Below are 21,814 nucleotides of genomic sequence, written 5' to 3'. Positions count from 1 at the left end.
ATCAGGCACCGTAGTCCAACCATCGCAAAATGACAGATGACATCCGCGGGGGAATCACGCCCAGGGCCCAGCATCCGAGGTTCAAGGGGAAGGGGAAACTGATTCGAGCCTGGTTGGCTGCCAGGCCGCGACGGATCCGCTGTGCGGCTTTGTCCGGGTTCCACAGCAGCGGTTTCGGTCCAGGCATTTCAAAGCACATTTTCGATTCGACATAACCCGGCATGATCACATTGATCCGCACGCCGTCAGCGGCGACCAGGTCGCGCATGGCTTCACCGTAAGCCTTCATCGCCGCTTTGCTGGCGCTGTAGCTGGGTGTGGCGGGCAGCCCGCGCCAACCGGCGAGGGAACTGAACAGGGCGATCTGGCCGTGTTTACGAGCGCGCATCGCCGGCAATGCCGCCTGCACGGTGGCGATGGCCGCCATGACGTTCACTTCGATCACGGCCTGGGACAGCTCCCAGACTTCATCTTCCGAGTTCGGACCCGTAGCGGTATTGAGCCCGGCACCAACAATGATCAAGTCAGGCTGCTCGGTTTGGCTGATCCGGGTCATCCATTCGCGCACCGCTACCAGGTCCTGGACATCGAGCGCGTGCAGGATGACCCGGGCGCCGGCGGCGCGGCACTGCTCGGCCATTTCTTCCAGGCGCTCGGTGCGTCGGCCCTGCAGAATCAGAGTCACACCCGGCGCCGCATACGCCGGTGCCAGCGCGCCGCCGATGCCACCCGTGGCCCCGGTGATAAGGATGCAGCGTGGGTTTTTGTGCAGCGTCATAGGTACCGTTCAATCTTTGAGGTTTTGGCCATTAGCACTTCCAGCGAGTTGTTCACGGCCATGTCGATACCACAGCGCGTATAGAAGCCGCCGTTGACCTGGGTGGTGTGAATCACTGTGCTGCGAAAGCGCTGGAACAGCGTGGTGTCTGGTGGTTCCGGCGTGTGCCAGAAATCGTCGAGGCTGCCTTGGTGGGTGAGCCCCTTGAGGTTGTAGATCGGGTCGCTGAGGGCGATGGTCGGCACGTTGTGCATCAGCGACGAACCGCCCACGGTGCTGTTGACCGTGACCACGCCTGCGACGTGGGACAGCAGCGTCGGCATGTGACCGCTTTCGAGGAAGTCCACACGATCGGCGATGCCGAGCTTGTGGGCAATACGCCGGGTGATCCGGTGGTAGTTGATGATGCCTGGGGTCAGGGGATGATTCTTGACCACCAGGCGCGTGTCACTGCCGGCATGGCGGGCGAACGAACCCATTGCGTGCTTCAACACATCCTTCATGTGCTTGAACGGCGAGTGATCGCGGATCTGCGCATCGCTGTCCAGTTGCAATGGCAACAGGAAGGTGCGATGACGATTGCGCGCCACTTCACTGATCACTTCGGAATCACGACCCTTGGCGGCGACCAGACGAAGGCCTTGGCGAATGTAGCCGGCATACTCCACCGCCGCGTTGAATGGCGCGTGGGTTTTGTAGTGAGGGAAAACCACTTTGTTCAGTGCACCACCGAAGTGGTACATCACATCGTGGAAGGCCCGGGAGGCAAAGGACAGGCGGAACGAATCGCCGTTGTGATAGCGCGGGATGTACTTGCCCACTTCCCGATACCACTCCGGATCACGGGGCAGCAACGAGTGGTTGTTCACGCCATTGCGCTCAAGGGTGATCCAGTAGGGGCGGAAGTAGCCTTCTTCGAATACGTGAACGCGAATGCCCAGCGACCTGGCCAGTTCCACTGCCGGCTGATGCACCGGACGACAGTCGCCGAACAGCACCACGTCGGTAATATGGTCCGCCTTAAAGCATTGGCTATAGAAGTCCATCAACTGCTCGGGGCGCGCCGAATAGAAGACCCGTGCGCCGCCGCCGTACAGGGTGTCGCCCATGTTGAAGTTGACCGACTTGACCAACTGTCCCTCGGCGCGCAGTGCCTGTACCAGGCGTGCGAAAAACGGCGAACTGACACCCTGCAGAAACAGGAACGAGTTGCGCGGTTTTACCGATACCGGACGGCGGGAATGCTGGACAGGCATCACGAGTTTCTGGGGCGTGGTTTCAAAGCCGTAAGGACCAAACGCTGGATCATCTCTCGCCATGTTGGAGCTCTTCCTTGTGTAGGCACTTCATCCCAGTTTTGAATCTCGACTAACGTGCGTTCGGGGGTGGTGAATTTTCGGGTAATGCGGCTGACATAGGTCGGGTAGCGGATCAGGGTCGCGGCCACCAATTCGTCCAGGCTCAGGCGTCGGGTGCGGCGCGCCTGTACGTCGGGGTTCATATCCTGATCCCGGGTCAGCCCCCAGCCGGCGTAAAACGGTTGGCCGTAGGTGGTCACAGGCACGCCGCGCAACAAGGCTTCGAAACCCGATTGCGAGGTCAACACATGCACCTCATCGACCTCGGACAACAGTTCGTGGAAAGGCACATCGCCTACCACCTGATTGCACCACTCGCTGGTACGATCTTCGTCTTCGCCGGCCTCGCGTGTGCCGGCCAGTACTTCGGGGTGCGGCTTGTACAGCAACCACGCCATCGGGTGACGCTCGCGCACCGCCTTGAGCAAATCAAGATTGCGCCGGATCCGGTGCGCGCCGTAGCGAATCGAGGCGTCGGACTCGACCTGGCCCGGAACCAGAATTACTTTCTCGACACCGGCAGGGCGTTTCCACGTAGTGCCGGGCAAGTTGTATTTGGTGACGCCGGCGGCACAGATCGCTTCGCGTAGCGCGGCCGCCCGTTGCAGCAAATCCGGGTTGCACGGTTCGTTCTGCAAGAGGTGTTCCAGGCGCGAAGGACGGGTGGCATCGTAGTAAATGCCCAGGTCGTCGAACACCCACGACAATGGCCGGGTTTTCTTCGCGCCCAGGCCGACGGAGCGCAGGAAGCCGTCTTCGACGCGGCCGAGGTGTTTGGTGTTTTTCTGTTGCGCCAGCATCGAGTCGTGCTGGCAGCCCCAGGTCACCACCGCTATCGGAGTTTTCGAGCGACTGGAGGGACGTGCAAATCGGGTTTCTGAACCATTGAAAAAGTCCAGTACCAAAGGCTGTTTCCATTTGCTGAAACCGACCATTTGCAAATCATGCGGCAAGCGACTGCGCATTCTTCGCTGCAGTCCCAGCCACGCCAGCACGGTCTCTGGTTCGCACGGCGCGCCCGTCTCCGGGTCGACGTAACGCGGGTACTCCACCAACGCGGCATGCAGCAATTGCTCAAGACTCACCGGTTGGCGCCGCGCAGGGGCGGGCAGGGCATCGATGGTCAAACCCCAGCCGGCATAGAACGGCGTGCCAAAGGTGTGCACGGGCACGTCCCACAACAGTGCATCGAAGCCCAGTTGTGAGGTCATCACGTAGACAGCCTTAACGTTCGGCATCAGCTCGGACGGATGAACGTTTTCGCTGATCAGATGAACCCGTGGGTGTTTGCGCAACGCCGCCAGGTCGAAGTGACCTTGCTTGCGCCCGGCCACCACGTCCGGATGAACCTTGACCACCACTGTGCTGTGCGGATGCTCGGTCAGCGCGGCCTCGAGCATGCGCTCGAAATCAGCGGCGGTGGCACCTTGCAGCGACGCATCACCGCGGGTCTGATCGGCGACCAGCACACACGGCTGCGGCAGCTCGCAGGCTTCGATCCGGGCGCCGTTGTACTTGGACACGCGCTCCTCGCGCCAGCTTGCTTGCAAGGCACGGGCACGCAGGATCTGCGCTTGTATCAGCGGGACGGGGATCAGTTGTTCCAGACGAGAAGGCGCGGTGGCGTCGTAATAGATACCCAGTGGATCGACAATCAGCGATAGCGGCGGGTCTTCGGCCCCCAGCCCCACGGAACGCAGAAAACCGTCTTCCACAGTGAGGAGTGGTAAACCAGCATCTTTAGCAGCGGCCTGCGCACGCAATGCGCTGGGTTTACGCCCCCACGCGAGAACATCATCGGCCTGGGAAATGTCGCGCATCGTCCCAAATAGCAGCCGAAATTCGGGTAGCAAGGTGGGGAGGGTAGAGATCTGTTGCGCGCCTTTGGACAGAATCAGTAAAGAGCGGCGTGGAGGGGCGACATTGTCCATAAAAAACAGCGGATTTCCATAACGAGCGCACTCTTGTGTCAGGCACGAAATTAATGCACGCCTTAAGAAAATGCTCAATCAAATTTGGCGCGAATGATAATACAAATGGCCCGTTGCTATACATAAAAGTACAAAGAGTTTTTGCGATTTTTTCACCTGTTTGATGAATTTTTAACATATAAAGGTGCGCGGCCTCGCAGTCCGATGAACGGGCGATTCGCTTTGTTTTTAACGCTTGACTATTGGGTGTCGGTTAGGTTTTTCGCGATGGCGAATTATGTTTTATAACGACCGGCCGACAACTCATAACGGAAGGAGATCAACATTCCCTCGCTGGCCTTGAGCCGTTACCATACGCGTCTTCAAAATCACGGAACGATAGCGTCCCCATGAATCACCTTCCAATTGCCAAAGAAGCACTCTGCGCCCAGGCGCAAGCCATCGGTCAACTCGCAGAGCGCCTGGATGGTGAGTTTCAGCGCGCCGTAGAACTGATCCTTGGTTGCAAAGGCCGTGCAGCGGTATGCGGCATGGGCAAGTCCGGTTTGATCGGCCAGAAAATGGTCGCCACCTTCGCCTCTACCGGCACCCCAAGTCTGTTCCTGCATCCGGCCGAAGCCTTCCACGGCGACCTCGGCATGCTCAAGCCAATTGATGTACTGATTTTGATTTCCTACAGCGGCGAAACCGAAGAAGTCATCAAGCTGATTCCGAGCCTGAAATCCTTCGGCAACAAGATCATCGCCATGACCGGCAACGGCCAATCCACATTGGCCAAACACGCCGACATCTGGCTCGACATCTCCGTCGAGCGCGAAGTGTGCCCGAACAACCTGGCACCCACCACTTCGACCCTGGCCACCATGGCCATGGGCGATGCACTCGCCGTTGCTCTGATTAGCGCCCTCGACTTCAAGCCGATGGACTTCGCCCGCTACCACCCCGGCGGTAGCCTCGGCCGCAAACTGCTGACCCGCGTCAGCGACGTGATGCACACCAACCTCCCCAAGGTTACCCGCGAAACCTCATTCCACGACTGCCTGTTGGTCATGACCTCCAGCCGTCTGGGCTTGGCACTGGTGATGGACAACGACAAACTGGTCGGCATCGTTACCGACGGCGACTTGCGTCGTGCGTTGCTGGGTAATCCGGGTGTAGTGAATGAGCGCGTCGCCAGCTTCATGACCGCCAGTCCGCATACCGTGAAAGCGAATGCGCAGTTGAGTGAGGCTGAGGCTTATATGCTGGATCACAAGATCCGGGCGTTGCTGGTGACGGCAGAGGGGAGTGATGAGGTTGTGGGGGTTGTGGAGATTTTTGATTAAAAATCTGCATCGTGGCAGAGCTTGTATACGCATCGCTTGTTTGCATCCAGCTAATAACCGACTAGTTTCGGTTATTAGCTGGAATTTTTTTGATGTAATTTGTTTTTTGAAATAGTCCCTTAATGTAATCTTATGCCTTTTTGGTATAAAAGTTGTAATCGGAGAATTTACTCTGAGCTGCTTTCACATTTTCATTGTATTGCACTGCATAATTTTCTTTATCAGGAACTGATTTGTTCGCTAGTGCTGCAGTTTTTGCCAAGGCATCAAAATATTCTGGTCGAGAATAATTGAGTTTGCAGGCCCATTGTGCATGTTCAAATGCGAGGTCGTTACTCCCGGCTTTAGAGTAAATATGCGATAGCTGAATGTGCGCAATCGATCGATGAGGTCTGAGTTTTATAGCGTTGCTACACGACTTTATCGCTTCATCAATGTTCCCAAGCTTTAAGTTTACAGCACCTAGGTTCATCCAAGCCTCCCAGTATCCCGGGATTCTCATCGTAAGGGTGTTTAGTGCTTTGTAAGCATTATTGAAATCATGATTTCTAAAGTGAGCGATGCCGTAGAGGTATTCCAGCAGCGGGGAATTACTAGTTAGATGTTCTGAGTGACTGATTTTTTTTCGGATAGCAGTCCAGTCTTTTTCTACCAACTGGTTGTTTAATTTCCAAAGAAAATCAACGATTTCATCGTTTGCTGCATCACCTTGGCCGTACTCGTAGGTGCTGATTTTCTTTCCAGTAATGATGTCGGCAAAGACGGAGTTCAGTAGGCCATGTCTGGCTAGAAAGTCCGGGGTGTCGTGTTGCGCTTCCGGAATGCAAACAATTTCTGAATTTCTACGTTTGCGAAGCAACCAGGCGCCGAGAATATCATTAATATCCATGCCTCCGTAGTAAACTGTGCTGGGAGGTAGAGAAAGACTGGTTAGATCTGGGTACATGTACTGAAGATGGTTGCGTGTTATATCGGTTTTACCGCCTGGAATACCTAGCAAAGGTTCAACGCCGAATGCTAGAACGTGGTCGGCTTTTGCCATGGAACCATACAATAACGCACCATAACCGCCCATGCTACTTCCAGTCATCACTAAGCGGCTAGCTTTAACGGTGTTTTTGAAGTCGGTTATTGCTTTGACAGCTCCTCTTATACCCCCCGAAATCCCTGGTATTCCTGCCCTGTACCACTCAGGGACGTCACTATTGAGAAGTATCACATGTGAATTCATTGCGTTGGCAGCTTTCCAAAAAGTAAATTTTGGAGGACGGTCGTTTCGTGCTGCAAAAACGACAGTCACGGTATCTGCAGCGTCGCACTCTATAAATTGAAAGTGACTATTCTCTTTTACAATATTCTTGTTCATATTTTAACCATTTGCCTAAGCGGAAACTGGCCAGCCTCTAAGAGACTGACCAGTTCCTTTATTTGCTGCTCAGAGAGGCTTTCGTTAAGTAGATTTTGTCTTTTAGATTAAGTTTTGATCGCCAAAGTCCACCGTTTGCTTTAAGGAATTCAAGTGCGACATGGTTCTTCCCTTTTGTTATAACCATTTCGATAAGGGTTGGATCAATTACGCAAGATTTTCCAGGAAAGGCAAAGTTAGAGAGCACGGACAAAAATTCTGTTCTATGATAACTTTTGATATGTTTTAAGTTTGCTGATTTTAGAACTGAAAAATCAACTGCTGATTTATTTTTTTGGCTGAGCGGCTTCTCAGTTACTGGTTGACTTTTTACAAGTGCGTTTGTAATTGCCTTGATGCTCTGAGTGGTAGTTGTAACGACATTTTTTGATGGTGTCAGTTTTTTTCTGAGCGCCAAGCCCTCTTTCCAGACATCAGAGTCGTTTGGTCTAGTGGGCGAAAGAATGTAAATGTTTTGAATTCCGGCATAAGAATTGTCGAAAATCAATCCCTGTAGGATATTTAGATCTGCTTGCACTGGGCTGGAGAAAAAATGATCCATTAAATAAGTTGAAGAGTTGTTTTCGAGTTTTATTTCGTAGCCAAGATTTTCAAAGGAATGAATCCAGCGGTCGCAAAACTTCATTGCACCGCAATGAATTGAACGGATTTTTGTTAGATGGCCGTCGCTTTCCAGCTCTTCACGGGAAAGTTCTGGTACCTCATCAACTAGGTCATAAGCCGTTAGGCTGCCGATAGGCTCGTTAATAATGGTTTCGATAATCAAGTTGTGAGAGATAAGCGGCGTTGACCTCTTGTGCTGCACATTCAGATTGTTATTTGCAAAAGCTTCGGCTTTTGGATAGGGAGCGTTACCCAGTTCCCCGCCATAAGTCATGAAAAACAGCGGAATAAACTTATTGTCGAAAAAGTCAGAGACAACTGAATGGGCTGAGCCTTTATAACCGAAGTCTACCGCGACAACGTTGTCTAGATTGTTTAGTTTCTTGGATTGAAGGTAGAGTTTAAACGCCACCTTGTTTGGTTCTATCGCGGTGCTCCACTCGTTCCAGTTTTCTGACATGTATTCGTATACCAAGCCATAAATTGCTCCGAGTGTGCATTCTTTGACATAGCAGTCCAGACTCAGGATGTTCCATTTTTTATAGTATTTTTCATCAACTTTTTCGGAGTCGATTTTAAATCTGCTGCTTAGCAAGCTTGAAAGTGTTTTGTTTCTGGAGAAATCATCGATTCGTACTTTGAAGCAATCATTGGGTTCGTTAACGTTAAGGCAAGTGAGCGCCTTCCTAGATACAGCCAAGTAAATAGGTTCTAGCCCAGCGTATTTCTTTACATTGGTAACGAGCTTAATTGCCATTTGATAAGGCAGTGAGCAGTCACGTGCGAAAAACAAAACTTTCGAACATTGTTGTTCAAGTGCCTTGTCCAAAATCCATTTTGCAAATTCATAAAGAACAGGGCCCATCACCAAAAAGCCGAATTCGCCTGGAGTGCTAAAGGCTTCTCGCTTTTCTTTTGCGGAGGTAACAGGCTTGTCTCCATTGACTAGCAGTGCGTCATAATACTCTTCGGCATACAAATTTACCGCTGAGCGTAAGTAAAAACTATTGTCCAGTACAGGAAGTTGCAGGTTGCGATTTTTAAAGATTTGGTTTACGCGCTCTCTTGTTGATAGGATTTTTGTCGGGTATATCCCCGACTCTATTGCCTTCAAAAAATCGCCAGTAGAGTTATCGCCAATGTGAATAATCTGTTTTGGGGTAACGTTTAGTTCTTTAAGTACATGCGTGAACAAACTGCCGGAGTGTTTTTTTAGTCCGATCTCGGATGATACGTATAAATGTTCGTAGCCGACATAGCTTGCATTGGTCAGCGCTTTAGTGACGAATAATTTATCATGGATGAAGTCGGATACTAATATGACTCTTTTACCCTTGGCGATTGCATAGTCATAGATTATTTTCCCAAGAGACCGTGCGGCAAGGACTGAAAACTCTACCTCTTGCTCCACGTTTGAAAGTATTTCGGCTAAAGAGATATCGATGCCAAATGCGTTGAGCATTTTTTTGTAAACATCGTGGATGAAAAACTCTTCAATTTTTACTTCGGGCGAGTCTAGCGTTGCATTTTTTTCGTCTAGTTCTTTTCTAAGTTGACGCTCGAATCCGACTCGCAGCTCTGGAAAGCGTTTTAGGATTAGAGGGTTAAGTAAGTGATGATATTGTTCTTCCAGTTTTTTCTGAATTAGAATAAAAACGTCTTCGGGTTTGAAAACGCTTCGTTTCAATAGTGTGTCGAAAATGTCAAATGATACGATGTCAAAGTGATCTATTGTGTCCAGCAAGCTCCGCAGTGAGTTTTTCTTGCAGCTTACAACTCCGCCCATTTTTTTAATTTGATTGTCTGCAGCGGAAAAAGGAGAAAGTGCTAAATATTCTTGGTATAAGTTTTTTGTTTTTGGTAGAGACTTTAGTACGTCTGCGGCAGAATCACTCTTGCGCATAGCTAACGAAATGATCATGTTTCTGAAATAATCGACATCGCTGAGGAGTTTTTCTACAAGCGGATTTTGTCTGCAAATGAGCGATGCAACAAAATCTTCGGAAACGGCTTTATCTTCTTCGAGTGTAGAAGAGACATACGATAGATGTGAGTTGGAAGGCGAAACTAGTTTTTTACCATGCAGTAGTGCTTGAAAGCCAAGTGTGCTTGATACTGTTACAACGGTGTCAATCCAAGGGATAATATATTGGGACAGGTTGTCGAGTTTTTCAAACTCGGTGCTGTAAAGAAAGTTTGAGTGTAGGTTTCGAAGGTACCCAAGATTTCTGTTGCTAATTACTTTGTCTGATACTAATCCGCCAATATATTGGGTGAAAATCACACCAACATTTTTTGGCGCTTTTGCCATGACATCTGTAAGGAACTCAAATTGGTCGCGGTATTTTGAGTTTGCATAGAAACCAAAGTAGTTGGAAACCTGCAGAGGAACCAGCCAATACTTTTCAAATTTTCGATCTGGATCTACCAAGTCAAGAATGACGTTTTTTACATCAATATCATTATTGAAATAATTTGCATACATGTCCTTGAGTTGGTAGAAGTCGCTGAGGTCGTCAAGGTCAGAGTAATTTTCGTCAGCATTATATGATTGCAGGAACGAGTTCTTGTATAAGCCTACTGGATCGATGCTGATGGTTTTAGGGTAAGGAGGCCGCATATAGGCCCCGGGCATGATGTCCAGGACGAGTGCTTTTGGGAATAGTTTTCTGAAGAGTGTTGTTGGGAACTCCCAGCAAAAAATTACGTCTGGCACCCACCCCGCGAATAGCTGTTCGAAATAGTTTTGATAAGTTTCGAGTTTGCTGCCGAAATTATTGTTGTAGCTTTGAAGTATGAACTCATCCCCATAGCCAAAAATAGGCGCGTAGTCGGCGCCTTCCACGATAAATGAGTTATCGCGATTTATCTCTTTGATGTTTTGCTTTCGGTTTAGCAGGTCTAGCGTGTGGGATCCCATCAGGAATTTGACGTCGCCTTCGAACGCTTTTTTGTACGTTTGGCTGAATGGGAGGAGGTAGGTGGCAAACGAGCCAACTCTAAATTCCGGCATTCCCATATCGACGCCAAAATTTGACATAAACAACGCTTTTTCGAAATTCATTTTTTATCCTGGGGGGCGTTACAAGCATCATCCACTGTTTGGTATTGGTCAGCTGTCGGTGATATGTGTTGCCAGTCATTTATTTGCCTGACAGCTTTGCATCTTCACTAGACGTATTGGCTCGTATCGCTTTGTAAATTGATTTTAACTTTTTATTAGTACGGATTTTTAGTGACTTGACCCTATATGGCTATGCATGGGGTCAAGTCATTTCAATAATGTCAAATCTAAATGTAGTGGCTTTTTGGCCGATACTTAATAAGTGCTGACTGCTCTACCCAAAACCATCGTTTGTACGATAGGAGTAATGATTTTTTGCCATTCATAGACAGCCGCATTGGTGACGTAAATTGTGTCATCCGGCTTTAGAATAACTTGGCGGGCGAAGAAGATCGCCGCTGGATCACGCATATCAATGCGCATAACGATCGGTTTGGCTGGGTAGCCTTCACCCATGCGGAATACGAATACACCCTGCGGATTCGCACTGACTTCTTTCAGCCCACCAACAGACCCCAATGCATCGAGCAGGCTTGCGTTCTGCGATGGCAAATCGTGTAGGCCAGGTTCGCCTACAGCGCCCATAGCCACAAAGCGTTGGCGAGCGCGGTCCAGAACGACTTCCGAGTTAGGTTTCAGAACAAAGTTGTTACCGGCGAGGATATCTTCGTAGTTGAACGTTTTGACCTGACTACCATTACGCACAGTGACATTGACCAAATGCGGTTCCATCACCGGTCCGCCTGCCTGGTTAACAGCATCAAGTAGCGTCAGCGGGCCTTGAAGGGTGGAGAAGCGGCCGGGGGCTTTCACCGCGCCCGCTACCAGCACTGAGCCGGACAGATCGCCAACCAGATCAACATGCGCTTGCACGTCGGTGGTCACGCCCTTGAGCTTCTGCCGAATCATGTCTTCGACCTGAATCAGGGTCATGCCGGCAACGAACTGATGGCCAACGTACGGCAGGGAGATCATTCCCTTGTCGTCGATGCGCACTTTGAGTTGGGTGCCACCCGTCGAGAGCGGGGCGAACAGGCCGCTGCCTTCTGGAGCATTGTCGGTGATCAGCACGTTGATCACGTCACCGCCCATCAGGCGCACGCTTTGTGCCAGAGGGCTGGTGATTTTGGCTTTGGCCGGTTTGGTGGCTGGGCGCATGAACGGAGCGATAGTGTTGGCGTTGATGTCCACCAGGTCATACGCAGTGCTTTGGCTTTTGCTTTCGATATCACCTTTGTATGGGCCGGCGCCCGACAATACGCCGCTGCAACCAGACAAAGTCAAAGTCACCAGCATCAAACCCGCGACAGCGCTGTTTCGCATGCTCAAGTTCAGGGGGCGAAGGGGCAGGCCAGAAATGGATTTAATCACGATGATCCTCGATCGATGCAATAAGGAAGCGGGCAATACCGTAGAGCAACAGCAGGGCCAGGAAGATGGTTGCCAGGTTGTAGAGACGCTCTGGGTAGAGAGCCATCTGCGGCGTGTTCGGGCTGACCACGGTAACCAGAGTACGAATCTTCTTGCTGGCTTCGATACGCGCGTTGTCCAGTGCAGCAACAGCGGTCTTGTAGGTTTCTTCGGCGATGCCGGCGTCGAGGGTCAATTGCTGGAAGCGCGAGGCCACCACGTTGAGCTGGTCACCATCCGGGGCGGATACCAGCAGGCGTTTTTCCGCATTCAGCTGTTCACGAATGGCGTTCACACGCTGCTGTTGTTGCTTGACCTGCGGTGAATCCGGGCGAAGCTTGTAGAGCATCTGGGTGAGCACGGCGCGCTCTTTGGAGTGTTCGCCTTCGAGGGTGTCGATGATGCTGGCGCGACCTTGGGCCGAGCTTTTACCGTCCAGTACCTTGTTCACGTTCTGGAAGCGCAGCAGCTCTTCTTTGCGTTTGGTGTAGTTCTTCTTCGCGCCTTCCAGTTCGCCTTTGGCGAAGCGCATCTGCTCACGGGCGATGCTGTGGGAGACTTCGTTCACGAAGTGCTCGCTGGCGTCCAGAATGGTCTTGACCATCTGCTCTGCGAGTTCCGGGCTGAAGGCTTGTACTTCAACGCGCAGCAGGCCGGTGGTTTCGTCATAGTGGGCGGAGACCATGCGCTGGTAGTACTTGAGCAGGTCCTCGCGCTCGGTGTCTTTATCCAGCCAGAAGAGCGGGTCGTTGCGTTGCTTGCTGTATTGCTCGACCCAGTGCAGGCGATCTTCCAGCAGTTGCATCATGTCCATCGACACGATGTACTCACGCAGGTACAGGGTTTCTTCTCGGGAGGCGGGATTGGTTCCGCTCAGCAGCATGCTTAGCCCTGGCAGTTGTGCGCCCGAGTTGTTACCGTCCTGGCGAACCACCACTTGCGCGGAGCTGACAAAGCGGTCCGCGGCAAAAAAGCTGTAGTAGGCGATGGCCAGTACCATTGGTACTACGATCAGTCCCAGTGTCAGGCGCCAGCCCTTGAATTTACCCGTACTGCTCATATGCACTTGCATCCTTGAAATAAAACAATCACGCCACGGTCAGGGCGATCAGGTGTTGTAGGCCTTGATGCCTTCATCGACATCGTCATAGATCTGCACTCCGCCATCGCGCACCAGCAGCACGACGTCACAGAGCTTTTTGATTTCGGGCATGCTGTGGGAAACCAGTACAACCTTGGATTTCTGCAGGCGTTCCTCGAACACGTCAGCGCATTTGCGCTTGAAGTGTGCGTCACCCACTGACATCACTTCGTCGATCAGGTAGTAGTCGAAGTCGAAGGCCATGCTCAGGCCGAAGGCCAGGCGCGAACGCATGCCGGAGGAGTAAGTCTTGACCGGTTCGTCGATCCAGCTGCCGATCTCGGCGAAGTCTTCGACGTAGGCGATCTTCTGGCGCATGGCGTCACCGACCGCGCCGTAGACGCGGCTGACGAACTTGATGTTCTCGCGTCCGGTCATGGTGCCCTGAAAGCCGCCGGACAGGCCTACGGGCCAGGAGATGCTTTTGTCGGTGGCAATGGTGCCGGAGTCCGGCACATCAGCACCGCCCAGCAGGCGCATCAAGGTTGATTTACCAGAGCCATTGCGGCCGATCAGGCCGATGTTCTTGCCAGCGGGGATTTTCAGCGACAGGTCGCGGAACACGTGGCGACGCCCCTTGGGGGTCAGGTACGACTTGGTGATATTTCTGAGCTCGAACACGGGAAGCCTGCGGTTAGCCGTTCTTGGTGGAGATCAAATGCAGTCGACGAACCCGATAAGTACCCAGGGAGACGAACAGCAAAACCAGGGTGAAGGCGATTACGTAGGACAGCGAAACGCCATCGACCGGTACGTAGTGCGGGAAAATCTCGGCGCGGATCAGTTCAAGCAGGTGCAGGAACGGATTAAGCAGCAGCAGCGGCAGCATGGCGTGAGGCAGGTAGGCAGCGGGAATAAGTACGCCCGAGATGAAATACAACGGGAAGAACATCATCCGCAGGAATAGCGCGCTGCTGGGCATGGCATGGGCGATCAGCGACAACAGCATGCCCAGGCCAAAGGAGAACAATACCCCGAGCAGGATGATCAGCATCCACTCGATGGGCGACTTGATGGACATGTCGAAGCCGTACCAGGCGAAGCCGAACACCAGGATCGCGTACACGCTTGCCGAGATGCAGAACTCCACCAGCACGCGCGCCACATAGGTGTCGAGGGGCTTGATCTGTTTATAGGCAAACAGCGCGCGGTTTTCCTTGGGGCTGTTCATCAGTCGCATGGCGGTGTTGCGAAACAGCAGGAAGGGCGCAAGGCCAACCAATACAAAGACCGGGAAGTCGATGCCGACCACGGTGCGTCCACGAATCAGGGCAAACAGCACGCTGAGAATCAGCAAGTGGCAAATCGGCTCGATCAGCGTCCAGGTAGCGCCCATACGGCGATCACCAAAACGCGAACGCGCTTCACGCAGCACCAAAGCGAAAATGACGGATTTTTTGATTTTCAGGGGGGAGCGAGGCTTGAGCATTTTTTACCGCACAGCACAACAGCGCGATAAACGCGCTGCTTGAATTCATTTTCAGAGGACTAATCAGTCGATGTATGACGGATTGCTTCCATTAGTGGGGCGCGAGGTTAAACGTCGGGGCGGACAGGAGTCAAGCCACTTAGTTCCTTTGAGAAGCTTGACAAAAATAACTACCGAGACTGGCTGCTGGCTTTGAAAAATACGGTAAGAACCAATGCCCATTGGGGGCGGCACGGCTGATCTCGCCATTGTGGGGTAGGTCGGCCAGTCGCGATCAGAGGACGTTATTTTCGTTTCTGATATGTCTGATTACAGCCGTGTGATTCAGAGTCCTGAATAACTTTTGGTACCGAGGCTGGGGCTTGGGCGTCAGTTAGATCCCGTGGTTTGTTATCCGGCAAGCATCGGATAGGTGAACAGGCCGAAGTGCAGCAGGTTCAGGCCGAAATGGGTGGCGATGGCCGCACCCAAGCCACCAAAACGGTAGGCCAGACCATAGCCGACACCCGCCAGGCTCGCCAGCAACACCCATTGCCAGCCGGCGCCCACATGCACCAGGCCGAACAGCAGCGAGGCGAGGAGCAGGGCGAGGTTTTCACCGTAGGGCAGGTGTTTGAAGTGCCGGGTCAGACCGCCCTGGATGTAGCCGCGAAACAGCGCTTCCTCTACCAGCGTCACCAGCAGCAAATTGTTAAACGCCCACAGCCAGGCTTGATCGGGCCATTTCGGAGCCCAACTGATCACGCCCAACAATAGCGCGCCACCCAAGGCCAGCGCGGCGCTCAACGTCAGCCCCAGCGCGGTGGCATAGATGGAAAGGCGCAGCGAACGCCGGCCGACAATCCACGGGCAGACCAGCAAAAGCCAGAACCCGATCAGGGGTTTGTCCTGATTCAGGTACATGAAAAACGGCACGGCATCGTCGGTGAATCGCTGAGGGGCGAAACCACGACCATTGTAGAAACCGGGAAGCCAGTGCATCGCCAGTGCCAGGACCAGGACAATGAACAACCCGTGACCGAGGTAGTGGCCGGCGTGAACCTTTTGCTGGCGCACGGCGAAACCGGCGACCAGCAGCAGCGCGACGGATATCCCGGCCAGCCAGCTGAGGTGACCGTAGATCAGTGCCAGACCATAGCCGAGGGAGAGTAGGGCCAGGTAGTTCCATGGCAGGGCAATCATTGAAAATCCTTGTGTCGAGATTCTGCGGTGCGACTCAGTCCCTTGTGTGCGAGCTTGCTCGTGATGGGGCCGTCACATCCAGCATCGTGTTGCCTGACACTCCGCTATCGCGAGCAAGCTCGCTCCCACAGTGGTTATTTGTCGTACACAACAGCTGTGTCATGGGCGCGCGATTATAGGGGCGTCCGGCCTAAACAAAAACACCGCCCGAAGGCGGTGTTTGTGTCAGCAGGCTGTTACGAGGCAATCAACTGTCGCAACACGTAATGCAAAATCCCTCCCGATTTGAAGTACTCCACCTCATTCAGGGTATCGATCCGGCACAACACCTCGACTTTCTCGCGGCTGCCGTTTTCACGGGTGATCACCAGCGTCAGGTTCATTCGCGGCGTCAGCTCGACGCCGGTCAAACCCAGAATATCCAGCGTCTCGTTGCCGCTCAGGTTCAGGCTCTTGCGGTTTTGATCCAGCTTGAACTGCAACGGCAACACGCCCATGCCCACCAGATTGGAGCGGTGAATCCGTTCGAAACTTTCGGCGATGACCGCTTTGACCCCCAGCAGATTGGTGCCCTTGGCTGCCCAGTCACGACTCGAGCCGGTGCCGTATTCTTGCCCGGCAATCACCACCAGCGGCGTGCCCGAGGCTTGATAACGCATCGCCGCATCGTAGATCGGCATCCTCTCCCCGGTGGGAATGTAAATCGTATTGCCGCCTTCTTCGCCGCCGAGCATTTCGTTGCGAATGCGGATGTTGGCAAAGGTGCCGCGCATCATCACTTGGTGGTTGCCGCGACGTGAGCCGTAGGAGTTGAAGTCCCGTGGTTCTACGCCTTTCTCGCGCAGGTAGTGGCCTGCGGGGCTGTCGGCCTTGATGTTGCCGGCCGGGGAGATGTGATCGGTGGTCACCGAGTCACCCAGCAGCGCGAGGACTCTGGCGCCGGCGACGTCCTTGACCACCGGCGGCGGCCCGCCGATGTCATCGAAGAACGGTGGATGCTGGATGTAAGTCGAATCATCCTGCCAGACATAGGTGGCCGCTTGCGGCACTTCAATCGCTTGCCATTGCTCGTCGCCGGCAAACACTTCGGCGTACTCCTTGTGGAACATCGCGGTGTTGACCTGGTTCACCGCGTCGGCGATCTCTTTGGTGCTTGGCCAGATGTCCCGCAGATAAACCAGATTGCCCTCTTTGTCGGTACCCAAAGGTTCGCTGCTGATGTCGATGCGCACCGTCCCGGCCAGCGCATAGGCGACGACCAGCGGCGGGGAGGCCAGCCAGTTGGTTTTCACCAGCGGATGCACGCGACCTTCAAAGTTGCGGTTGCCCGACAGCACCGAGGCGACGGTCAGGTCGGCGGCCTGAATGGCTTTTTCGATCGGCTCCGGCAATGGCCCGGAGTTGCCTATGCACGTGGTGCAGCCGTAGCCGACCAGGGCAAAACCCAATTCATCAAGGTACTGGGTCAGGCCGGCAGCCTTGTAGTAGTCGGTGACCACTTTCGAGCCTGGGGCCAGCGAGCTCTTGACCCACGGTTTGCGCTTGAGGCCTTTTTCCACGGCTTTCTTCGCCACCAGGCCGGCGGCCATCATCACGCTCGGGTTGGAGGTGTTGGTGCAGGAGGTGATTGCGGCGATCACCACCGCGCCGTTTTTCAAACGATAAGTCTGACCGTCGTATTCATAGTCGGCTTCGCCGGCCAGATCGGCATTGCCCACCGCGACGCCACCGCCGCCTTCACTTTCCAGGCGACCGACTTCCTTGCTGGTGGGTTTGAATTGCAGGTCGACGAAGTCACTGAACGCTTGCGCGACATTCGGCAGCGATACCCGATCCTGTGGGCGTTTCGGCCCGGCAAGGCTGGCTTCGACGCTGCCCATGTCCAGAGCCAGGCTGTCGGTGAACGCCGGTTCCTGGCCCGGCAGGCGCCACAGGCCCTGGGCTTTGCTGTACGCCTCGACCAGTTTCACGGTAGCGCTGGGGCGACCGGATAAACGCAGGTATTCCAGGGTGATGTCATCCACCGGGAAGAAGCCGCAGGTGGCGCCGTATTCCGGGGCCATGTTGGCGATGGTCGCACGGTCGGCCAGTGGCAGGTCGGCGAGGCCGTCACCGTAGAACTCGACGAACTTTCCGACCACGCCTTTCTTGCGCAGCATCTGGGTGACGGTCAGCACCAGGTCGGTGGCGGTGATGCCTTCCTTGAGCTTGCCGGTGAGTTTGAAGCCGATCACTTCCGGGATCAGCATCGACACCGGTTGGCCAAGCATCGCCGCTTCCGCTTCGATCCCGCCGACGCCCCAGCCGAGCACGCCGAGACCGTTGATCATGGTGGTGTGGGAGTCGGTGCCGACCAGGGTGTCGGGGAAGGCATAGGTGCGGCCGTCCTCGTCCTTGGTCCAGACCGTACGCCCCAGGTATTCCAGATTCACCTGGTGACATATGCCGGTGCCCGGCGGCACCACGCTGAAGTTGTCGAAGGCGCTTTGGCCCCAGCGCAGGAACGCATAACGTTCACCGTTGCGCTGCATTTCGATGTCGACGTTCTGTTCGAAGGCGCTTGAACTGCCGAATTTGTCGACCATCACCGAATGGTCGATCACCAAATCCACGGGGGAGAGCGGATTGATTCGCTGCGGGTCGCCGCCGGCCTTGGCCATCGCGGCGCGCATGGCGGCCAGATCGACCACTGCGGGAACACCGGTAAAGTCCTGCATCAATACCCGCGCGGGACGGTATTGAATTTCACGGTCGGAGCGACGTTCCTTGAGCCAGGCGGCAATCGCCCTGAGGTCGGCGCCGGTGACGGTTTTTTCATCTTCCCAGCGCAGCAGGTTTTCCAGCAGCACTTTCAACGACATCGGCAGTTTGTCGAGATCGCCCAGGCTTTTGGCAGCCTCAGGCAAGCTGAAATAGTGATAGGTCTTGTCGTCGATTTGTAAGGTTTTAAGCGTTTTCAGGCTATCGAGGGACGGCATTGAAATGACTCCTTTGGGTCCGCACGGCTACGGACTGACGGGACGGACAGAGGTTTAAACCTAGTCCTCTTTGGGGCTTAAGGCTAATAACTGGACTCTATGGCCAAGTCCAAGGTTCCGAACTCGGCTATCATGCGCCGGTTTTCGTGACAGGCTTTGCTTCAACGCAAGTCTGGGCATCGCGCAGTGGTTGAATTTCTCGCCATCTGCCCAGGAGTAAGAATGAACACCCTCTTTATGCATTGCCGGCCGGGCTTCGAAAGCGAAGTCTGCTCCGAGATTTCCGAACATGCCGCGCGGCTGAACGTGGCCGGTTATGCCAAGGCCAAGACCGCCAGCGCCTGCGCCGAATTCATCTGCACCGAAGAAGACGGCGCCGAGCGCCTGATGCGTGGCCAGCGTTTCGCCGAGCTGATCTTTCCGCGCCAATGGGCTCGAGGGATTTTCATCGATCTGCCGGAAACCGACCGCATCAGCGTGATCCTCGCGCACATGGCGGACTTCCCGCTGTGCGGCAGCCTGTGGCTGGAAATGGTCGACACCAACGATGGCAAGGAACTGTCGAACTTCTGCAAGAAGTTCGAAGGCCACCTGCGCAAGGCGCTGATGGCGGCTGGCAAGCTGGTTGAAGATGCCCACAAGCCGCGCCTGCTGCTGACCTTCAAAAGTGGCCGTGAAGTGTTCATGGGCCTGGCCGAGTCGAACAACTCGGCGATGTGGCCGATGGGCATTCCGCGGCTGAAGTTTCCGCGTGAGGCGCCGAGCCGTTCGACGCTGAAGCTGGAAGAGGCCTGGCACCACTTCATCCCGCGCGATCAATGGGATGAGCGCCTTCACAGTGACATGACCGGTGTCGATCTGGGCGCCGCACCCGGCGGCTGGACCTGGCAACTGGTCAACCGAGGCATGCTGGTGACCGCAATCGACAACGGCCCGATGGCCGAAAGCCTGATGGACACCGGTCTGGTGCAACACTTGATGGCTGACGGTTTCACCTTCAAGCCCAAGCAACCGGTGGACTGGATGGTCTGCGACATCGTCGAGAAACCGGCGCGCAATGCCGCGATGCTGGAAGAATGGATTGGCGAGGGGCATTGCCGCGAAGCGGTGGTCAACCTCAAACTGCCGATGAAACAGCGTTACGCCGAAGTGAAGCGCTTGCTGGAACGCATCGCCGACGGGTTCAAGGAACGCGGTATTCGGGTCGAGATCGGCTGTAAGCAGCTGTACCACGACCGTGAAGAAGTGACCTGTCATTTGCGCCGGATTGATGTGAAGAAACCGAAATCCCGCTGACTTTGCACCGATCAGCTGCCAGTGACTAGACCCCCGGCAATGCGCGACAATGCCGGCAAGTTTCAGGAGTGAATCATGAGTGAAATGATTGATACGCCGGTTGACGGCACCCTCGACGCCACCGGCCTCAACTGCCCGGAACCGGTGATGATGCTGCACCAGCACATCCGTGACCTGGTGCCTGGCGGCCTGCTCAAGGTGATCGCCACCGACCCGTCGACCCGTCGCGACATTCCCAAGTTCTGCGTGTTTCTCGACCACGAACTGGTGGCGCAGCACGAAGAGGCAGGCACCTACCTCTACTGGATCCGCAAGAAACTCGCTTAACCCGCCGACTGACTGATGCGGATCCGCTTGCGTGCACTGCGCGTCAGGCGGATCGACAGCATCAGCGCCGCGCAGCTCAAGCCCACGATCAAACCCTGCCACAGCCCACTCGGGCCGCTCGGCGCGCCGAACCAATCGGTCATGCCCAACGCGTAACCCACCGGCAAACCGATCCCCCAATACGCGAACAGCGTCAGGATCATCGTCACCCGCGTGTCCTGATAGCCGCGCAACGCGCCGGCTGCGGTGACCTGGATCGCATCGGAAAACTGGAACAGCGCCGAATACACAATCAGCATCGCCGCGACCTGAATCACCGTCGGGTCGGCCGTGTAGATCGTTGCGATGTGTTCACGCAGCAACAGCATCATGCTCGCGGAAATGCACGCATAGGCCAGCGCCGTGCCCATGCCGACACCGGCGGCGAAACGGCTTCACGCGGTTCCTGCCGGCCGAGCGCCTGGCCGACCCGCACGGTCACGGCCATGCCGAGGGAGTAGGGGATCATGAACACCAGCGAGCTGAAGTTCAGCGCGATCTGGTGCCCGGCCACCACCGTCGCGCCGAGGCTGCCGATCAGCAGCGCAATTACGGCGAAGATGCTCGACTCGGCGAACACCGCGATGCCGATCGGCAGGCCGATGCCCAGCAGGCGTTTGATCACCGACCACTGCGGCCAGTCGAAACGGCTGAACAACTCACTCGACTGATATGCCGGCGCCCAGCGCTCCCACCCGGCCATGCCCAGGGCCATCACCCACATCACGATCGCCGTGGCCCAGCCGCAACCGACACCGCCCATGGCCGGCACACCGAAGTGACCATAGATGAAGATGTAGTTCAGCGGAATGTTCAGCGCCAGCCCGCACAGACCCAGCACCATGGCCGGGCGCGTACGCCCCAGGCCGTCACTGAAGCAGCGCAGCACATGGTAGAACGCAACGGCGGGCAAACCGCTGGCGATGCCGTGCAGGTATTGCATGCACGGGCCGATCAGTTCGGGATCGACCTTCATGATGTGCAAAATCGGTTCGGCGCTGAACAGCATCGTGGTCGCCATCAAGCCCACCACCAAGGCCAGCCACAGCGCCTGACGCACGATCGGGCCGATCTCGCTGTAGCTGCCGGCGCCAAAACGCTGGGCGACTTTTGGAGTAGTGGCCAGCAGCGTGCCGGTCATCAACAGAAACACCGGTACCCAGATCGAGTTGCCCAGCGCCACCGCCGCCAGATCCCTTGGCCCGACCCGACCCGCCATCACCGCATCGACGAAGCCCATGGCGGTGGTCGCCAGTTGCGCGATCATGATCGGCAAGGCCAGGCCGAGCAGGTTTTTCAGCTCCAGGCGAACCCGGGCCGGACGGGTGAGGGAAGTAGCGGCGGGGCGGTCAGTCACGGAATTCAAGGGAGAAACGTCCAAAGATGTTGATACGCAAGGCGGCGCATTCTACGCCCTGACGCAATGGTCAGGAAAAGTCCTGTGTTGCGGATTTGTAATTGCTACTCGTGGTGTTCGAGATCCCTGTGGCGAGGGGATTTATCCCCGTCCGGCTGCGCAGCAGTCGT

General features: G+C 54.9%; 14 protein-coding genes and 1 pseudogene. 3 read left to right on the top strand and 12 right to left on the bottom strand.

Annotation, left to right across the window (positions count from 1 at the left end):
- Position 1 precedes the first annotated feature (1 nt).
- The 3 genes from MO767_RS21260 to MO767_RS21250 are packed head-to-tail and all read right to left on the bottom strand — an operon-like array spanning position 2 to position 4,067.
- The gene (locus MO767_RS21260; protein WP_282482103.1) at positions 2-778 is read right to left on the bottom strand and encodes an SDR family NAD(P)-dependent oxidoreductase; all 777 of its coding nucleotides are present in this window, start codon (positions 776-778) and stop codon (positions 2-4) included.
- Positions 775-2,097, bottom strand: coding sequence for a capsular biosynthesis protein (locus MO767_RS21255; protein WP_282482102.1), 1,323 nt, complete (start codon positions 2,095-2,097; stop codon positions 775-777). The genes MO767_RS21260 and MO767_RS21255 overlap by 4 nt, the downstream gene beginning before the upstream one ends.
- Positions 2,034-4,067: a capsular polysaccharide biosynthesis protein gene (locus MO767_RS21250; protein ID WP_282482101.1), complete on the bottom strand. Its 2,034-nt coding sequence runs from the start codon at positions 4,065-4,067 to the stop codon at positions 2,034-2,036. The genes MO767_RS21255 and MO767_RS21250 overlap by 64 nt, the downstream gene beginning before the upstream one ends.
- Positions 4,068-4,456: 389 nt before the next feature.
- Between MO767_RS21250 and MO767_RS21245 the strand changes: the two genes are divergently transcribed.
- Complete coding sequence (locus tag MO767_RS21245; RefSeq protein WP_282482100.1) at positions 4,457-5,392, top strand: KpsF/GutQ family sugar-phosphate isomerase; 936 nt, start codon at positions 4,457-4,459, stop codon at positions 5,390-5,392.
- Between the two features lie 130 nt (positions 5,393-5,522).
- On the opposite strand, the gene MO767_RS21240 is transcribed toward MO767_RS21245, so the two are convergent.
- From MO767_RS21240 to acnA, 8 genes are all read right to left on the bottom strand, one after another.
- Entirely contained in the window at positions 5,523-6,758 is a 1,236-nt protein-coding gene (locus MO767_RS21240) for a tetratricopeptide repeat protein (RefSeq protein ID WP_282482099.1), read from the bottom strand.
- A gap of 58 nt (positions 6,759-6,816) precedes the next feature.
- On the bottom strand, positions 6,817-10,485 hold the full coding sequence (locus MO767_RS21235) for an HAD-IA family hydrolase (protein WP_282482098.1): 3,669 nt from the start codon (positions 10,483-10,485) through the stop codon (positions 6,817-6,819).
- A 255-nt stretch (positions 10,486-10,740) separates the two neighbouring features.
- On the bottom strand, positions 10,741-11,808 hold the full coding sequence (locus MO767_RS21230; protein ID WP_282482135.1) for a polysaccharide biosynthesis/export family protein: 1,068 nt from the start codon (positions 11,806-11,808) through the stop codon (positions 10,741-10,743).
- A gap of 40 nt (positions 11,809-11,848) precedes the next feature.
- A complete protein-coding gene (locus MO767_RS21225; RefSeq protein WP_282482097.1) occupies positions 11,849-12,955 on the bottom strand; it encodes an ABC transporter permease in 1,107 nt (368 codons plus the stop codon).
- A gap of 48 nt (positions 12,956-13,003) precedes the next feature.
- Positions 13,004-13,657 (bottom strand): ABC transporter ATP-binding protein, encoded by a 654-nt coding sequence (locus tag MO767_RS21220; protein ID WP_282482096.1) that lies wholly within the window; start codon positions 13,655-13,657, stop codon positions 13,004-13,006.
- Positions 13,658-13,670: 13 nt separating this feature from the next.
- Entirely contained in the window at positions 13,671-14,465 is a 795-nt protein-coding gene (locus MO767_RS21215) for an ABC transporter permease (protein ID WP_282482095.1), read from the bottom strand.
- A 390-nt stretch (positions 14,466-14,855) separates the two neighbouring features.
- Complete coding sequence (locus MO767_RS21210; RefSeq protein WP_282482094.1) at positions 14,856-15,647, bottom strand: CPBP family intramembrane glutamic endopeptidase; 792 nt, start codon at positions 15,645-15,647, stop codon at positions 14,856-14,858.
- 236 nt (positions 15,648-15,883) lie between these two features.
- Entirely contained in the window at positions 15,884-18,625 is a 2,742-nt protein-coding gene (gene acnA, locus MO767_RS21205) for an aconitate hydratase AcnA (RefSeq protein WP_282482093.1), read from the bottom strand.
- A gap of 222 nt (positions 18,626-18,847) precedes the next feature.
- Here acnA and rlmM point away from each other — a divergent pair, with 222 nt between their 5' ends.
- Together rlmM and tusA are read left to right on the top strand one after the other, a co-directional pair.
- A complete protein-coding gene (gene rlmM / locus MO767_RS21200; RefSeq protein WP_282482092.1) occupies positions 18,848-19,921 on the top strand; it encodes a 23S rRNA (cytidine(2498)-2'-O)-methyltransferase RlmM in 1,074 nt (357 codons plus the stop codon).
- Positions 19,922-19,996: 75 nt separating this feature from the next.
- Entirely contained in the window at positions 19,997-20,248 is a 252-nt protein-coding gene (gene tusA, locus MO767_RS21195; protein ID WP_007907805.1) for a sulfurtransferase TusA, read from the top strand.
- Here tusA and MO767_RS21190 read toward each other — a convergent pair.
- Positions 20,245-21,653 (bottom strand): annotated as a pseudogene (locus MO767_RS21190) (MATE family efflux transporter). The gene tusA and the pseudogene MO767_RS21190 sit on opposite strands and share 4 nt — an antisense overlap.
- Positions 21,654-21,814: the final 161 nt, after the last annotated feature.

Source organism: Pseudomonas sp. UYIF39 (genome assembly GCF_029963765.1).
In the GTDB taxonomy this organism is placed as follows: domain Bacteria; phylum Pseudomonadota; class Gammaproteobacteria; order Pseudomonadales; family Pseudomonadaceae; genus Aquipseudomonas.
The sequence above is the reverse complement of the archived record's forward strand: the minus strand, read 5'-3'. Positions and strand labels throughout refer to the sequence as shown.

Bases quoted from the DNA above. Each gene is read 5' to 3' on its own strand.
- MO767_RS21260 (WP_282482103.1), bottom strand. From the start codon at position 778: ATGACGCTGCACAAAAACCCACGCTGCATCCTTATCACCGGGGCCACG.
- MO767_RS21255 (WP_282482102.1), bottom strand. From the start codon at position 2,097: ATGGCGAGAGATGATCCAGCGTTTGGTCCTTACGGCTTTGAAACCACG.
- MO767_RS21250 (WP_282482101.1), bottom strand. From the start codon at position 4,067: ATGGACAATGTCGCCCCTCCACGCCGCTCTTTACTGATTCTGTCCAAA.
- MO767_RS21245 (WP_282482100.1), top strand. From the start codon at position 4,457: ATGAATCACCTTCCAATTGCCAAAGAAGCACTCTGCGCCCAGGCGCAA.
- MO767_RS21240 (WP_282482099.1), bottom strand. From the start codon at position 6,758: ATGAACAAGAATATTGTAAAAGAGAATAGTCACTTTCAATTTATAGAG.
- MO767_RS21235 (WP_282482098.1), bottom strand. From the start codon at position 10,485: ATGAATTTCGAAAAAGCGTTGTTTATGTCAAATTTTGGCGTCGATATG.
- MO767_RS21230 (WP_282482135.1), bottom strand. From the start codon at position 11,808: ATGCGAAACAGCGCTGTCGCGGGTTTGATGCTGGTGACTTTGACTTTG.
- MO767_RS21225 (WP_282482097.1), bottom strand. From the start codon at position 12,955: ATGAGCAGTACGGGTAAATTCAAGGGCTGGCGCCTGACACTGGGACTG.
- MO767_RS21215 (WP_282482095.1), bottom strand. From the start codon at position 14,465: ATGCTCAAGCCTCGCTCCCCCCTGAAAATCAAAAAATCCGTCATTTTC.
- MO767_RS21210 (WP_282482094.1), bottom strand. From the start codon at position 15,647: ATGATTGCCCTGCCATGGAACTACCTGGCCCTACTCTCCCTCGGCTAT.
- acnA (WP_282482093.1), bottom strand. From the start codon at position 18,625: ATGCCGTCCCTCGATAGCCTGAAAACGCTTAAAACCTTACAAATCGAC.
- rlmM (WP_282482092.1), top strand. From the start codon at position 18,848: ATGAACACCCTCTTTATGCATTGCCGGCCGGGCTTCGAAAGCGAAGTC.
- tusA (WP_007907805.1), top strand. From the start codon at position 19,997: ATGAGTGAAATGATTGATACGCCGGTTGACGGCACCCTCGACGCCACC.